The sequence below is a fragment of the Flavobacterium columnare NBRC 100251 = ATCC 23463 genome, assembly GCF_002530675.1.
GTDB classification, from domain to species: domain Bacteria; phylum Bacteroidota; class Bacteroidia; order Flavobacteriales; family Flavobacteriaceae; genus Flavobacterium; species Flavobacterium columnare.
On record NZ_PCMX01000028.1, the window covers coordinates 1 to 16,340 of the forward strand.

General features: G+C 29.7%; 14 protein-coding genes. 6 read left to right on the forward strand and 8 right to left on the reverse strand.

Annotation, left to right across the window (positions count from 1 at the left end):
- Positions 1-648: hypothetical protein (locus B0A78_RS14430; RefSeq protein WP_097609429.1), on the forward strand; the 648-nt coding region annotated here is incomplete at its 5' end.
- A 127-nt stretch (positions 649-775) separates the two neighbouring features.
- Here B0A78_RS14430 and B0A78_RS04680 read toward each other — a convergent pair.
- On the reverse strand, positions 776-1,783 hold the full coding sequence (locus B0A78_RS04680) for a 3-oxoacyl-ACP synthase III family protein (protein WP_014165340.1): 1,008 nt from the start codon (positions 1,781-1,783) through the stop codon (positions 776-778).
- Positions 1,784-2,013: 230 nt separating this feature from the next.
- Between B0A78_RS04680 and B0A78_RS04685 the strand changes: the two genes are divergently transcribed.
- Complete coding sequence (locus B0A78_RS04685) at positions 2,014-2,787, forward strand: sulfite exporter TauE/SafE family protein (protein WP_014165341.1); 774 nt, start codon at positions 2,014-2,016, stop codon at positions 2,785-2,787.
- Here B0A78_RS04685 and B0A78_RS04690 read toward each other — a convergent pair.
- A complete protein-coding gene (locus B0A78_RS04690) occupies positions 2,780-3,715 on the reverse strand; it encodes an ABC transporter ATP-binding protein (protein WP_014165342.1) in 936 nt (311 codons plus the stop codon). The two genes, B0A78_RS04685 and B0A78_RS04690, sit on opposite strands and share 8 nt — an antisense overlap.
- A 154-nt stretch (positions 3,716-3,869) precedes the next feature.
- Here B0A78_RS04690 and B0A78_RS04695 point away from each other — a divergent pair, with 154 nt between their 5' ends.
- Both B0A78_RS04695 and B0A78_RS04700 read left to right on the forward strand, forming a co-directional pair.
- On the forward strand, positions 3,870-4,727 hold the full coding sequence (locus tag B0A78_RS04695) for a helix-turn-helix domain-containing protein (protein ID WP_065213255.1): 858 nt from the start codon (positions 3,870-3,872) through the stop codon (positions 4,725-4,727).
- A 94-nt stretch (positions 4,728-4,821) separates the two neighbouring features.
- A complete protein-coding gene (locus B0A78_RS04700) occupies positions 4,822-5,967 on the forward strand; it encodes a hypothetical protein (protein WP_014165344.1) in 1,146 nt (381 codons plus the stop codon).
- A gap of 44 nt (positions 5,968-6,011) precedes the next feature.
- Here B0A78_RS04700 and B0A78_RS04705 read toward each other — a convergent pair whose 3' ends face one another.
- Together B0A78_RS04705 and B0A78_RS04710 are read right to left on the reverse strand one after the other, a co-directional pair.
- On the reverse strand, positions 6,012-6,704 hold the full coding sequence (locus B0A78_RS04705; RefSeq protein ID WP_041253206.1) for an OmpA family protein: 693 nt from the start codon (positions 6,702-6,704) through the stop codon (positions 6,012-6,014).
- A 14-nt stretch (positions 6,705-6,718) separates the two neighbouring features.
- Positions 6,719-7,195: a hypothetical protein gene (locus B0A78_RS04710; RefSeq protein WP_065213938.1), complete on the reverse strand. Its 477-nt coding sequence runs from the start codon at positions 7,193-7,195 to the stop codon at positions 6,719-6,721.
- A 161-nt stretch (positions 7,196-7,356) separates the two neighbouring features.
- On the opposite strand from B0A78_RS04710, the gene htpG reads away from it, so the two are divergent.
- The gene (htpG, locus tag B0A78_RS04715; RefSeq protein ID WP_014165347.1) at positions 7,357-9,240 is read left to right on the forward strand and encodes a molecular chaperone HtpG; all 1,884 of its coding nucleotides are present in this window, start codon (positions 7,357-7,359) and stop codon (positions 9,238-9,240) included.
- A gap of 48 nt (positions 9,241-9,288) precedes the next feature.
- On the opposite strand, the gene B0A78_RS04720 is transcribed toward htpG, so the two are convergent.
- Together B0A78_RS04720 and B0A78_RS04725 are read right to left on the reverse strand one after the other, a co-directional pair.
- Positions 9,289-9,477 carry a cold-shock protein gene (locus B0A78_RS04720; RefSeq protein WP_014165348.1) on the reverse strand — a complete coding sequence of 63 codons (189 nt, stop codon included), beginning with the start codon at positions 9,475-9,477 and terminating at the stop codon, positions 9,289-9,291.
- A 12-nt stretch (positions 9,478-9,489) separates the two neighbouring features.
- The gene (locus B0A78_RS04725) at positions 9,490-9,921 is read right to left on the reverse strand and encodes a cold-shock protein (RefSeq protein WP_014165349.1); all 432 of its coding nucleotides are present in this window, start codon (positions 9,919-9,921) and stop codon (positions 9,490-9,492) included.
- A gap of 999 nt (positions 9,922-10,920) precedes the next feature.
- Here B0A78_RS04725 and B0A78_RS04730 point away from each other — a divergent pair.
- Positions 10,921-11,325, forward strand: a complete 405-nt coding sequence (locus B0A78_RS04730) for a DUF2721 domain-containing protein (RefSeq protein WP_014165350.1) — start codon at positions 10,921-10,923, stop codon at positions 11,323-11,325.
- 526 nt (positions 11,326-11,851) lie between these two features.
- Here the strand turns inward: B0A78_RS04730 and B0A78_RS04740 are convergent.
- Both B0A78_RS04740 and B0A78_RS04745 read right to left on the reverse strand, forming a co-directional pair.
- A complete protein-coding gene (locus tag B0A78_RS04740) occupies positions 11,852-13,975 on the reverse strand; it encodes an outer membrane beta-barrel protein (RefSeq protein WP_065213252.1) in 2,124 nt (707 codons plus the stop codon).
- 94 nt (positions 13,976-14,069) lie between these two features.
- A complete protein-coding gene (locus B0A78_RS04745; RefSeq protein WP_014165352.1) occupies positions 14,070-16,262 on the reverse strand; it encodes a tetratricopeptide repeat-containing hybrid sensor histidine kinase/response regulator in 2,193 nt (730 codons plus the stop codon).
- Between the last annotated feature and the right edge of the window lie 78 nt (positions 16,263-16,340).

Genomic DNA, 16,340 nt, shown 5'->3' on the forward strand with positions numbered 1-16,340 from the left:
CTATATGATAGCATAGAACGAAATCCGATTGACCATTTACCGTCTAATATTTTTGATAAAATATATTCTTTTGATATTAAAAATTGCAAAGAACATTGCTTTGTCAAAACATCCAATTATATTTATACTGTAGAAAATAAATCCGCAGAGAATATAACCCAGAATTTCATTTACATTGGTTCTATTGACGAAAGAATTGACTTATTGAATCAAATAGGTGAAATATTAAAAAGAAAAAAACTTTCTTTTAGCTTTTACAGTATTGGTAAAAAATCTTGGATTTATAATTTTAAAAAGAGATGTTTAGGTCGTTATCCTAATATTATTTTTAAAAGAAAACGTTTTAGTCAATCTGAAACATTAAACTTATACAAACAAAGTTCTGTTATAATAGACATTATACGAAAAAACCAAAGCGGTTTGAGTTTTAGGATTTTTGAAGCATTGGGTCTTAATAAAAAAATAATTACAAACAATCCTTCTATACAAAAATATGATTTGATTAAAATTAATTCTATTTTTCATTTAAACGACCTTAATGAACTTGATAATATTGAAGATTTCCTTAATTCTGATACAAAAATTGATGAGTCAATTATGAAACAGTATAAGTTAACGAACTGGGTACAAAAGATTTTCTCTCTATAAAGAGAGATTTCCTAAAAGACCTCAACCTTGTCATTTCGATCAAAGGGAGAAATCATAATAGTACTAATAATATGATTTCTCCTAATATCGAAGTAACTAAACGCTAAAGTGTTCTTTTTTTTATAGATTACCACTTTATAATAACACTTCCCCAAGTAAAACCTGAACCAAAAGCGGCTAAAACAACAGTATCCCCTTCTTTTATCTTACCTTGTTCCCAAGCTTCTGTTAGCGCAATAGGAATGGAAGCTGCTGTAGTATTTCCATACTCCATAATATTATTATATACTTGATCGTCTGTCAATTGGAATTTTTGCTGAATAAACTGAGAAATACGTAAATTAGCCTGATGAGGAATAAGCATGTCTATATCAGACACTTGTAAGTTATTAGCTTTTAATCCTTCCATAATTACTTCACTAAAACGAACTACTGCATTTTTAAATACAAATTGTCCATTCATATAAGGGAAATAACTTTGATCATTTGGATCATTATCATCAATTATATCTGTTACCCAACGTTTTCCCATACCTGGCGCAATAAGAGCTAATTCTTCTGCATATTGTCCTTCAGAATGTAAGTGAGTAGATAAAATACCTTTAGACAAATCTTCTTCGCGTGTTAAAACCGCTGCTCCTGCTCCATCTCCAAAAATAACAGATACTCCTCGTCCACGAGTGGTCATATCTAATCCTCTAGAATGAACTTCTGAACCAATAACCAATATATTTTTATACATCCCTGTTTTTATATATTGATCTGCAATAGAAATAGCATACACAAATCCAGAGCACTGATTACGAACATCTAATGCTCCAATCGTTTTTAGTCCCAAATCACGTTGTACTAGTACCCCTGGCCCTGGGAAATAATAATCTGGACTTAGCGTTGCGAAAATTAGGAAATCTATATCGTCTTTGCTAATTCCTGCTCTTTCTATAGCTATTTCAGCTGCTTTTACTCCCATTGAAGTAGTCGTTTCTTCAGGACTATTTACATGGTGTCTTCTTTTGATTCCCGTTCTTTCTTGGATCCATTCGTCATTGGTATCCATAATTTTAGATAAATCGTCATTGGTTACGACATTTTCTGGAACATAATAACCCAATCCTGAAATTCTAGAATGATACATACTTAAAATTTTAGTTAAAAACCAGCCAACAAAGTTAACCTAACTTACAGTATTAACAAAATTTACAACTCTTTTTTTATAAATCAACAATTTAAAAAAACGCATTAAAAATAACACATCTCAAAATAGGAAGCTTTGATTTTTAAAATATAACTTGCTTGTGTATACTAATTTTATTTGATCTTTGTATTGAATTGATTTCCTCTTTTTATTTTTTTACTATTTAAACTATGGATTATATCATAATTTGTATCGTTGCATTCATAGGAGCTGGCTTAACGCTCTTTTCAGGTTTTGGATTAGGAACTCTTTTACTTCCTGTTTTTGGATTATTTTTTCCTATTGAAATAGCAATTACATTAACGGCTCTTGTACATTTTTTAAATAATGTTTTTAAACTTTTTTTATTGGGTAAAAACGCCGATAAAGACGTAATTCTAAAATTTGGGATACCCGCAATAATATTTGCCTTCATTGGTGCTTATTTTCTTACATTATTAACGAATCAAAATAGCTTGTTTGAATATAAATTAGAAAACAAAACTTTTCAAATAACTCTATTGAAAATCCTCATTGGTTTTCTTCTTATTTTCTTTGCTTTATTTGACATTATACCTAAACTAAAGAGGTTGGAGTTTAATAACAAATATTTAAGCCTTGGCGGGATTGTAAGTGGCTTTTTTGGTGGAGTCTCTGGTCATCAAGGAGCTTTACGAAGTGCTTTTTTAATCCGAGCTGGCCTAACAAAAGAATCATTTATTGCTACGGGAGTGGTAATAGCTTGTTTGATAGATATTTCAAGGATAAGTATTTATATCCCTAGAATTATTAACAATGATTTAAACCTAGATTTTAGATTGGTTGTAATTGCTACACTATCTGCTTTTATTGGGGTTTTTTGGGGTAATAAAATAGTAAAAAAGACTACACTTACTGTTGTCCAACAAGTTGTAGCTTTTTTACTTTTTTTTTATGGCATGGCACTTATAATAGGGCTTATATAAGAACTTCTAAACTTACGTCTAACTGTAGCTCTAAAAGATCACGATGTTCAAAAAAAATTGGTCGTCCATTAAAGGCTGCTTTAATCAAATAATACCCTCCTTTATAGTAGCATTGCTTGACTGTGGCTTTTAACTGTCCTTCCTCTGAAACCCTTAACTGATGTGGATATAATAGTATGGTTTCTGACAATCCATTTTTATTAATAACTAATTCATTAACTTCTCCAAATAGAGAGGCAACGTATTTATTTTTCGGATTCGTATAAATTTCTTTAGATGGCGCTTTAACGACTAATTCTCCTCCTCTCAGGACTATGGTTTCGTCAGCAAAAGCCAATGCGTCTGTACTATCATGAGTAGCAATAATTACAGTAATTTCTTTGGTTTTTAAATACGCAAATAAATTACGTCTTAATGCGTTTTTTCTAAAATTATCAATATGACTAAAAGGTTCGTCTAAAAGTAACACTTCGGGCTCTAAAGCCAAGACTCTGGCTAAAGCTACACGCTGCTGTTGTCCTCCACTTAGTTCACTCACTTTACGTCTTGAAAAATCACCCATTTCTACTATGTCTAATAGTTCTTGGATGCGCAATCGTTTAATTGCTAACAGTTGATTTGACAAAAACTTCCCTACACTTTCAGATACGGTTTCATAAGGCATTAGTCCAAAGTCTTGTGCCATATATTTCATAAATGGCATCCCTGGAACTAAATTTTGCTTAGGTCCTGTAATAGGGGTTTCATTCCAAAAAAGACTTCCTTCATTTACATCATATAATCCATAAATCAATTTCAATAAAGTACTCTTTCCACAACCACTTTCACCAATTAATGCAATGTTCTGTCCTCTTTGAACCTCAAAATCTATAGCCTTTATAATAGCCGTATCTGTATATCCGAACGAAATATTTTTTACTTGAAGCATTTTCTCAAATTAGGGTCACAAAAATAACAAGAATATCTAAGACGCAAATATTTTTTAAGCATAAATAATAAGATTCAATTATGATTTGAAAAGAAAAATTGATATATAAAACCATTTTTTTTAAAATCATAACAATAAATTTCAAAAAAAAAGAATGGAAAGAATTGATTTTAAAAATAATCAGAATGAAATACTCGTTTCTATTATAAATTTTAACAATACTGATTTTTGGGATTATATAATAAATAAAAACTTTTATGGCATTTTCATTTTTAATAACGAAATATCTTCTCCTATATTGTTTGAAAATGCAAAACATGAAATAACTTTAAATTGTATTTTGTTTTTTTATCCTTATCAACAATTGAAATTTACTTCTGGTCTTTCTGGTAAATTACTTTTATTTCATCCCAATTATTTTTGTTTAGACATACACGCAAAGGAATATGGCTGTCAAGGAGTTGTTTTTCAAAACATATTACAAACTCGTATTATGCAACTTCCCGCTCAAGATTTTCACAAGATAGCACATCAATTAAGTTTAATTGAAGAAGAAATACAACACATTTCAATTGGAACTTACTTTTTAATATTAAACTACATAAGTATTTTATTACTTCTATGTTTAAGAAGTATAACCGCTCAAAAAGAAATCCTATTAGATCCTGATTTGAATCGTTTTAAAATATTAATAGATCAATACATCACTTCAGAACATCAACCTAATTTCTATGCTCAAAAACTTAATCTAACAACTAGAGAACTAACTCTTCTTATTAAATCCAAAACGGGCAAAACCACTCAAAAAGTCCTACATGAGAAACTCATTGCATTGGCTAAAAGTAAACTTTTTAATTCTAACTTGAGTGTAAAAGAAATTGCTTATGAATTAGGTTTTGAAGATCCTTTATACTTTAGTCGTATTTTCAAACAACATACCCTTGTTTCTCCAAAAGATTTTCGGATAAACTTAAAGCTAAATCATATTGAAGATTTTCAAATAAAAGTTTAGTTTTTTATCCATATCTCTGTTTTTTTGTCTATTCTATCATTCCTTAGCAAAAAGTAGTTTTGTTTCAACAATGTTTAACCAATTTTAATTAACAATGAAATCAAAATTATTCCAATTTGCTTTATTCAGTGGCTTTAGTATTTTGAGCCTTCTATCTTGTGAAAAAAACAATCTTTCTCCTTCAGAGATAACTCCCTCCGTTCAAAATGATTTTATAGGAACATGGGACAAACAAGACACTGTAAGGATTTCCTTTTCACAAGATGGAAAATTCACAGCTCAACGATGGATAGCTACTGACCAATCTTATGCTAACAACTTTGCTGTAGAAGGAGATTATACCACTACAAATGGGGAGGTTATCATTAATGTAAAAAAATCAAACTTAGCTCATTTATGGTCGAACCAAAAATTAGAAAAAATCATCTTAAAAACAGAATTAGCTCCAAACAAACACATGGTAAAAGTCAAATCTGTTACGATATTCCCTTCTAATCTAGATGTGAAAGATGCTGTTATCAAAAGGTTGTCTAACTCATTTCAAAAGAATTTAGAACCTAAAACCTCTCTTCCTTTTGAGTTATTGACATTAACTGACGTTATGACCCACCAACCTACAAACACACCTAGTATTAAACCATGGACTTACAGAGGAGGTGAATTTAATTTTTCGTTAAATAATTATCAATTGGGAGTTTCTACACCTGATCAAGCAATCGTTAATCTGCCTTTTTCACCAATGGGGCAACACTTACACTTAATTGTAGATGATGCTCCTTATGTAGGAGTAGCTAGTAATCCTTTTAAATACAATTTAACGGATGGTGAACACAGTATTGTAATTGCTGCGGGACGTTCTTATCATGAAATATATAAAAATCCTGAAGCAATCATTGCAGTAAAAAGCACAATTAAGAATGGAGAAGAAATTGCTAGAATAAATAGTACTAATCAATCAGACATTTTTGCCAGCAGACCTAGAGGATCTTATTCTACAACTGACGCTAAAAGGATTTTAATTGATTATATTTTAACAGAAGCTTCTAAGATAAACGTTGATTCTAAAAAATACACTGTTAGAATTACCTTAGATCAAACACCTTTTTTAAACGAAAAATGGGTACCAAAAGTTTTAGAAGGATTAAGCAGAACAGGAACACACAAATTAATTTTGGATTTATATGATTTAGAAAATAGAAAAATTGTTTCTACTAAAAAATCCGAATTTACAATTCAATAAAAATGAGGGCAGTTCTTTTATAGACTGCCCCTTTTTATAGTTTGTTATTGTCCTGCTTCGTTTTTAGCATCTTGAATCATCTTTTGGTTGGCTGTAATAGCAAATTCAACACGACGATTTTGAGCTCTACCAGCATCCGTATCATTACTTACTAATGGATCCGCTTCTCCCATACCTGTTGTAATAAAACGATTTGTATTTAAGCCTTTAGAAACTAAATAGCTTTTTACTACTCTTGTACGATCATCAGATAATTTCAAATTATACTCATCGGATCCTTTACTGTCAGTATAACCATAAATTTTAATATCGGTATCTGGATATTCTTTAAAAACAGGCACTAATTTATCTAAATTCGCTTTAGCTTTAGCAGTTAAAGTGGCTTTATTAAAATCAAAATTAACGGAGTTTTCCCCCAAAGTTAATTTAATTCCTTCTCCTACCCTTTCTACTTGTGCTCCTGGTAATGATTCGCTAATTTTGCGTGCTTGTCTATCCATCTTGTTACCAATAACTCCACCAGCTACACCTCCGATAACACCTCCAAGAACAGCTCCCAAAGCACCATTCCCTCCTTTTCCTATGTTATTTCCTAACACGCCTCCTAAAACAGCACCTGCTACAGTTCCTAATGCAGCTCCTCTTTGTGTATTATTTGTGTTTTTAATTGCTTCACAACTTGTCATTCCGCTAATCAAAAAGGCTCCTGACAGGGTATATATTGCTATTTTCTTCATCTTTCTATGTTTTTTTATTTTCTTCTAAAATGGTAAACTACCTTACCTCCATTATTTCCAACTTGTACTTTGCTTGTTAAATCAAATGAGTTTTGTGTTACATTTGATACAATCAAAATATATCCAGAAGTCACTTTTCTTGGTTTTTCACCTTCTTTGATAAACTTCAAAACCATTTGGTTTTCGTCAGTTACATACCATTTAATATCAGAAGCATACGAGGAACAACCCGCTTTATTTAAAGCCACATTACCCGAATCATTATTAGACACCAAATGCCATTCACTTCCTTCAAAACATTTTGCATCTGCAATTTCAAAAGAGGTTACCTTAAAATATTCAGACCCTGCATATTCTACTCCACTAACTACCCAATCCCCTTTTAGTGATACTTGTGTTTTTCTATTTACACTTGTAGTAACTAATGATTGTTTAGGCTTGCAGGAAACCATAATTCCTAACACAGTGGCCATTAAAACTAGTTTTTTCATTTTATTTTGATTTTTTACGTTTGCCAACGAGGCAAATTTAATACCAATTTAGCAATTTTTTAGTAGAAAATCTACTACGAAAACCGTCAATTTGTCATATTTCAAGAATTGGTATCTTATTTGAAAAGATATAAACCATCAAACTTAAATTTAAATAACGTATGACAACAGGAAAAATTAATGTTTCAGTAGAAAACATCTTTCCCTTAATCAAAAAGTTTTTATATAGTGACCATGAAATCTTTTTACGCGAATTGGTTTCTAATGCTACAGATGCTACTTTAAAATTAAAACATTTAACCAGTATTGGTGAAGCTAAAACAGTATACGGAAATCCTATAATTGAGGTAAAAGTAGACAAAGAAGGCAAAAAACTTCACATCATCGATCAAGGCTTAGGGATGACTGCTGAAGAAGTAGAAAAATACATTAATCAGATTGCTTTTTCAGGTGCTGAAGAATTTTTAGAGAAATATAAAGATTCAGCTAAGGATTCAGGTGTAATTGGTCATTTTGGTTTAGGTTTTTATTCTGCTTTTATGGTAGCTAATAAGGTAGAAATCATTACCAAATCTTTTAAAGACGAATCGGCAGCACATTGGACTTGTGATGGAAGTCCTGAATTCACTCTTGTACCTCATGATAAAACAGAAAGAGGAACTGAAATTATCCTTCATATTGCTGATGATTCTGTAGAATTTTTAGAAGAATTCAAGATTCGCGAATTATTAACAAAGTACAACAAGTTTATGCCTATTCCTATTAAATTTGGCACTAAACAAGAGGCTCTACCAAAACCTGAAGATGCTCCTGAAGATTACAAGACAGAATATACAGAAGTAGATAATTTTATTAATAACACAAATCCTGCATGGACAAAACAACCATCTGAATTAACCGAGGAAGATTATAAAAACTTCTACCGCGAATTATACCCAATGAATTTTGAAGACCCTTTATTCAATATTCATTTAAATGTAGATTATCCCTTCAATTTAACTGGTATTTTATACTTCCCTAAATTGACTGGCGATTTGCAGATTCAGAAAGATAAAATTCAATTATACCAAAATCAGGTATTTGTAACAGATAACGTAGAAGGTATCGTGCCTGAATTTTTGATGATGCTAAAAGGTGTGGTAGACTCGCCAGACATTCCATTAAATGTTTCTCGTTCGTACTTGCAAGCAGATGGCAATGTAAAGAAAATATCCAACTATATTACGCGTAAAGTTTCCGATAAATTAAAATCGTTATTCAACGAAAATCGTGAAGATTTCGAAAAAAAATGGAATGATATTAAAGTGGTTTTAGAATATGGTATGCTATCAGAGGCTAAATTCTATGAAAAAGCAGGTGATTTTGTATTGTATCCTACTACTGATAATAAATATTACACTTTAACAGAATTAAAAGAAGCTTTAAAAGACACCCAAACTGACAAAAATGGCAAATTAGTTATTCTTTATACCTCTAATAAAGATGCTCAACATAGCTATATTGATATTGCCAAGGAAAAAGGCTATCAAGTATTATTATTAGATTCACCTATTGTTTCGCATTTGATTCAAAAACTAGAAGCAGATAATGAAAATGTAATGTTTACTCGTGTCGATGCTGATCATATTGATAAATTAATTCAAAAAGAGGATGCTACAATTTCTAAATTGTCTGAAGAAGAAAAGGAAAAGTTAAAAAATGCGATTGAAATAGTAGTTCCTAAAGAAAACTATACCGTTCAAATGGAAGCTTTAGAAAGCACTTCTGCCCCATTTATGATTACACAACCAGAGTTTATGCGTCGTATGAAAGAAATGAGTCAAACTGGCGGTGGTGGTATGTTTGGGATGGGCAATTTCCCAGAAATGTATAACTTAGTAGTAAATACAAACTCTGAGTTAGCTACATCTATTCTAAATAGCGATGAAAACGCACAAAAAGACTTAGTAAAACAGGCTTTAGATATAGCTAAATTATCACAAGGTTTATTAAAAGGTGAAGAATTAACTTCGTTTGTGAAAAGAAGTTTTGAATCTTTAAAGTAGACACCAAAATAAAAGCCTGATGAGAATCAGGCTTTTAAAACAATCTTATTATTTTCTTTTCACATTAACAGCAGCTAATCCTTTAGCTGTACGCTCAACCTCAAAAACGACTACATCATTCTCTCTTACACGTTGTGTTAAACCTGTAGTATGAACAAAAATTTCTTGTCCATCATTAGAAGTAATAAATCCAAAACCTTTTGTTTCGTTAAAAAACTTTACTGTACCTTCTTGCATTTCTATTTATATTTAATTAATAATTATGAGATGTGTAGCCCTAAAACCTTTAGGGGTGACTTCTTTCTTAAAGCTTACTCTTACATTTCTTTTAAATTTAGTATTAGAAGCTTCAAAATGAAATAATAAATTATCTCTGGTTTCATCCTCGGTTATAAAGCCAAAACCTGTTTCTTTTATAAAAGTAATAAGACCTGTAGAAAAATCTTTTCTTATCTCTCCCGTATTCTTATTTATATTTTCACTATTCTTATCTGTTTCAACAGTTTGTAAATGAGGCGGAACGGAAGTTAACTTTCCATTTTTATCAACATATACGAACATTTCCTCTAGGGTTTTCCCTTTATTATTATTGACTTTACGCTCGTTCCTTCTAAGCGCTTTATCTTGTTGTTTTTTTACTTTTTTCTTATTATTTTCTTTTTTAGAATAAGAATCTGCCATATATATCTCGATTTACTTGTATCATTAACCATTAATTAATCATATAGATATAAATCATAGTATCTTAGTACTACGGGTACATAACTTCTAATTAAAAAATAGATTTTAAAAAAATGGCAGCTGGAAAGTAATTACTGAGGAAGTTAAAAAAGTACTTGAACAGAAAATCAAAAAGCAGTAACCTTTAAATTAAAAGGCAAATGTACGTCTATTTATTTATAAATAAAGTTTTTTTTATTCTTTGTTATCAAAATTTTATTTTTATCAAAAAAACACACCCAAAACAACATTATTACTTTCAATTCTATTAAAATTCTGTTTTAAAATAAACATTTTGACTTTTTTTAATCTATTCAAAAGGTCAATCTTAGTCAAAACAAACGAATTAATGTTCTTAATTCATTGTTTTTAAGCCTAAAACCATCCTCGGCATACGCTTTCTTATCTGAATACATTCTAATTTATAATATCATAATTCCCCTCCTTTACTTTTTGTTTTTTATATAATAGCAACGAATATTTATAGAAGATCCGTACAAAATTATCCAAAAATAAGCACTCAAAACTAATTTTATCCCGTAACGTTTACCGGATTGTCACGGAAAACAAGATCTTTTTTTTAAGATAAATTTAATCCCTAAAATAATCAGACATTAAAAACCGTTAAGTATTTTTAGTAACTTTGACAGAGTCTATTCTAAAGTCAGAATCAAATCTGAGAAGATTGGTAATATTCAAATAGCATAAAACTTAAAAAAGAAAAATTTAGCCGTTTCTATTCTATGGCTCCAAAAAAGATAAAAACTATTAATTTATATTACCTTTAACTAGTTTGCTAACTAATGATCTGTAACGAAAGATTGAATCCTATTAATAATAGCCGTTCCTATGTTATTATTTGATCATTAACTCTAAAAACATATTTTGTTCAACCCTATAGAATAGATAAAATTAAGTAAACATTTTATATCCTTTTTAACTAACAAACAAAATAAGAATATGACCTTATCAATTGAAACACCTGCCTTACTATTTTCAGCCAGTTCTTTAATTTTATTAGCCTATACAAATCGTTTCTTAACTATTGCCCAAATTATTAGAAATTTGAAAAAGAATTATGAAGAGGCTCATAACAAATCTATTATCCTTGAAATTAAAAACTTAAACAACCGGCTAACCTTAATACGTTTTATGCAACTTATGGGAGTACTTTGTTTATTTTTATCTGTTTTTGCAATGTTATTATTATTTTTTGATTTACAATACATTGCCATTTATTTCTTCGTTTTTAGTCTTTTTAGTCTATTGGTTTCTTTAGGCATTTCTTTTTGGGAAATTAGTATTTCTGTACATGCTTTAAGACTTCATTTGAGCGATTTAGAAGAATTTTCAAAAAAGAATTAAGTATTTAGATCTTAATCAATACCCGATTTACTTTACTTTTTGTTTTTTACCAAAAAGCATTCATTTGTATTAAATCCAGATTATGCGTTAAACTTTGTAATGAAGAATAAAAGGGCAAAAAAGATAAAAAGGCGCGGAAATTTTTACCAAAGCTATCCTTTTGCTACATTCCTTTTTTATTTGTAATATTTTTCTAATGCTCAATCTGGGTTCTACCTAAAACTTAAATTCAGTCAATAAAAAAAGGCTGTCCCAACAGCCTCTTTTAATACAAATAGCAATCTAAGTCTTTTTATATACATTATAAAAGGTATTTTATACCATTTAAACTCAAAATACACTGGATTAAAAAGTAAAGTTCTCGATACGTTTTTTTTCATTTTAAAAACAACTCGAACAGACGGTTGAGTTATATAATTGAAAGCATCGTTCGTTCGAGCGCGAAGCGCATCGAGAACCAACACTAATTTTTGTTGTTTTTGTAGATGTCCTATTTTTAAAAAGAAAATTTAAAGTTTAAATGGTATTAATTTACGATTAGGGTTCCGTTATCTTCTTTCTTTTCTTTATTTAACATATTAGGATCTTCTTTTGCTATTTTGTTCTTGGTAGGAATCTTATAATTTAAAGTGAATCCTATCCTACGTGTATCGTTTTTATTAGACATATAAAGTGGTGTATTTAAAGAATTGAATGAAGATTTATTGAAATTAAATACATCGTCTACATTTACTGAAACAGTCAACTGATTGGATAAAAACTTTTTAGAGAATGTCATATCCAAGCTATGATTAAAAGGTCTTTGTGCTACAAAATAAAAATAATTACCTCCTTTTGTAATATGGCTATAATTTGTCACCCATTTTATATCTCCTGGCAATACCACTTGTGACATAATATTAAAAATCCAAAATGCGTTTGTATCAGCGTTTGGAATATCATGTTTTTGTCTTCCCGCATATAAAAACATGAAATTAATTTTGTCTGGATTAAAATTAAATTTAGCTGTTTCTTTTAATCCTTTTGTAAACAACATATAAGGTATAGGCAAACCTAAATTAAAGGTATGAATCTTCATTGAGGAAATATTTTCATTGGTGTTAACCATTCTATTTCCGTTTAAATACATTCTTTGAGCTACTTGATTGAGTCCCTCACTTATATTATACCCTACAAAAGCATATTCAAAAACAGACAATTTAAATTCATAATTATTAAACAGTGTAGGCTGTAATTGTGGATTTCCTAAATATCCAACATTTGGATTTTGATAATTTGTATTATTAGGATTAAGAGAAGAGGTACTTGGTAATGTTATTTTTTTATTATAACTCCCTGATAAAATTATTTTGTTAGCTAAACTATATTGAATACTTCCGTTAGGGAATAATCTGTATTGTTTAAAAGGAATCAAGGGTTGTGTTTCTGTTTTTCCTGAAATATCATAATTTTCTCCTCTTAGTCCTAGAGTAAACTCAAACTTTTTATATTTAGTTTGCAACTCGGCATAAGTAGAAGCAGTCATTCTTCTATATTCTAAATTATTCACATTTTTATTAAACGTATTAAAATAGAGTTCTTCATATAGAGTTCCTATACTAATTTTTCCTTCTTCCAATAGTTTTACGGATTGATTATAATCTATTTTAAAATTATAAAGACGTTGATCAGATCCATTACTCAAAGTATTACGATTTAAGTTTCTTGAAAATAAATTAAAATCATTTACAACACTATTAAAATTAAATTTAAAGTCCAATTTTTTATCGGAATCTAAGAAACGCATTTGATACGTTGCTACTGCATCTTGACGTAGTGTTAGCGTTTTACTATCATCTATTGTAGAAAACAAAGTTGAATTAGGTAACAATCCCATAGCATCTGTTGCACTGGTATTGTTGTTCGAATAAATATCATAATTTAATAATAATCTATTTTTACCTATATCAAACGTAAGACCTGTTTTAGCAAAAAGTGTTCGTAAAATACGATCTGAACTACTAGAGGTTAATAAAGTTGATAGATTGTCTTCCTTTTTAAGCACTTCAGACCACATCCCTCGTTCAGCATAATTTTGCCCAAAGTTTAACTGCCATCCGAAGAATTTATTTTTAGAACTTAAGAGTATACTATTATTCGTACGCCAACGATTTTTACTATAAGAGGTAAAACTACTACTATTAGTGTATGTGGCTGTTAGATAGCTCTTTGCTCTTTTATTAGTAACAATATTAAGAATAGCTCCTCCTGAGGTAGCGGGAAATTCAGCTCCTGGATTGGTAATAACCTCTATTTTTTCAACTGAATTAGCGGGCAACCCTTCTAAAAAAGCATTTAATTCGTTTGTTGAAATAGCAAGGGGCCTTCCATCTAGAAACACATCTAATTGTTTTCCTTGATACATCATACCTGCAACATCGGAGGCTACCAAGCCTGGTAGTTTTTTCATTCCTTCCAGAACTGAACCTGAATTTAAATGCGCTTGACTTGCTAATTCAAAAATAGTGCGGTCTGATCTTTGTTCAACTGCTTTTTTTTCTTTAACAATTGCTACCTCTTTCAATTCATTGGTTTTATCTTTATTTTCTTGTGCATAGGTAGCAAATGATAAAAAAGAGAATAACAAAAGAGTGAATTTAGTTGTTTTCATGTATGTAAAAATCTTTTATTCTAATAGACCCCTTTTGTTGGCATTTGTTACAGATTTTAACTTTTATTTTAAGAAATTTAAAATTAGCTTTTTTTTAATCTCCGTAGGCTACTAATAAATTATAAAGTTTATCTATGTCAAATGGTTTAAAGATGATGCCTGAAAAGTACTTTTTAAAATCTGCATCTGCATCTGCTAAGACATCAGCTGTAAGTGCAAAAATAGGTGTTTGAACATTTAGATTATCGGTCATTTTTATTTCTTTAGAAACCTCAAAGCCATTCATTTCAGGCATGTGTATGTCCATTAAAATAAAGTCAAATTTTTGGTTTTTCACTATTTCAATTGCCTTTTTACCTGTATTAATGTATTGAATTTCCATACTCCATTTACTTAACAACTTAGAAAGTAGCATTCCATTCATTTTAGTATCATCTACTATCAATACTTTTTTACCTATTAATTGCTTTTTTTCATTTACTTTTATTAAAATCTCTTTTGATTTTTCTAATTCAAGTTCAAAATAAAAGGAAGTTCCTTTATACAGTTCACTTTCTACGATTATTGTACTCTTGTGTAATTCTATCAATCGTTTTACGATTGCCAATCCTAAACCTGTTCCGCCATGTTTTCGAGTTAAATAAGGTTTGAGTTGTGAAAAGCTTTCAAATATACGAGGCAGATTTTCTTCTGATATTCCTTCTCCTGTATCCGTGACTCTAAATGAAATTAGATCTGTTTTTTCTCCGCAATTGACTATATTTAGTTCTAACTGTACGCTTCCTTTATCTGTAAATTTTATAGCATTGCTTATTAAGTTATTTAAAATTTGGGTTAGTTTGGTGGGATCTATCAAATAATAATTAGCCAAACTTACTGTTGAAATATATTGTAATTCTATATTTTTAGCATTTGCAAAACGCTCAAACACTTCAACGGTGTTTTGGCATAAAAAATTGATATTCGTGGATACTAATTCTAACTTTACATTTTGTCCGTCTAATCTATTAAAATCCAAAACATCATTTACAACGCTAATTAGATTGTCCGATGCAAATTTTAAATTTCTTATAATTTTTTTGCCTTCATTTACAATTTTATCATCTAAGAGAACCAGTGAAGCTACGATAGCATTTAATGGTGTCCTTATTTCATGACTCATTATAGATAAAAACTCTTGTTTCCTTTTATAATTTTCTAGTTCATCTAAATTTTTCTTTTCTAATATTTTTTGTTTTTCTCTTTGTAAAATGACTTCATTTTCTATTTTTTCCATTTTTGCTATTAACTCATAACTTTCAATTACTTTTAATGTTTGAGTATTAATAACCGTTTCTTTTTCTAACAGATGTCTTTCAAAATAACATAAAGCTTTTTCAAAATCGCCTAAACTTTTGTATATCAAATAAAGTATACGATTTAACTTGATTGTACATATTGAAAACTGTAAAGAAGCTCCTAACAACAATCCTTCTTTTGCAAATTGAAGTGCTTTATCTATTTGTTGAGTTTCAAAATAAAGAGCTGCTAGTTTTGTCATAACCATAACAATTCCTGCATTTTCTCCCATTTCTTTATGAATATTCAGAGATTTATTATAAAATTCTTTTGCTTTACTATATTCTTTATAAAAATGATATACTTTTCCCTTACCATATAATGCGTAAGCCATTCCTCGTATATCATTTGTTTGGGTTTTGAGTTCTATAGATTTATCAATGATTTGATTGGCAAAATTTATCTTTCCTCTTTTAATCAAGATTCCAGAAAGATTATTATAAACATTGGATTCTAAATTTAGGTCATTAGCTTTTTTAGCATTTCGAATTGCACTTTTATATACTTTAAATGCGCTTGTTATATCACCTATACATTCAAAGATAGTCCCCAATGATTTTTCTGTACGGGATTGATTGCAATAATCATCGTATTTTTTATAAATCTTTAAGGCATCGCTAAAATGAATAAGACCTAAATGATATTGATTGGTTTTGTAGTAAACCCCTGCTAAACCATATTTAGCATCGGCTAATCCTTTGTCTTCTCCTAATTCTTTAAAAATTCTTATTGCGTTTTCAGAATAATGTTTAGCTTTTTGCATTTCGCCAACTATCATGTGATATAAGGCTAGTTGGCTATAACTTTTTCCAATAAGAGCTTTATTGTTTATAAATAAAGAAGCCTTTAGAGCTTGATTAGCTATTACAATACTTTTGGTAAGATTATTAATCCTAATAGAATAAGCCTCTACTAGCTTTTGCTCTATAGTATTAACTGAATTCAGCATAAATTCCCCAATTATTTATACCTTACAAATAAACAGAAACTTTTTTATAAAACTCTCATTAAACCTTTTAATTTTTTA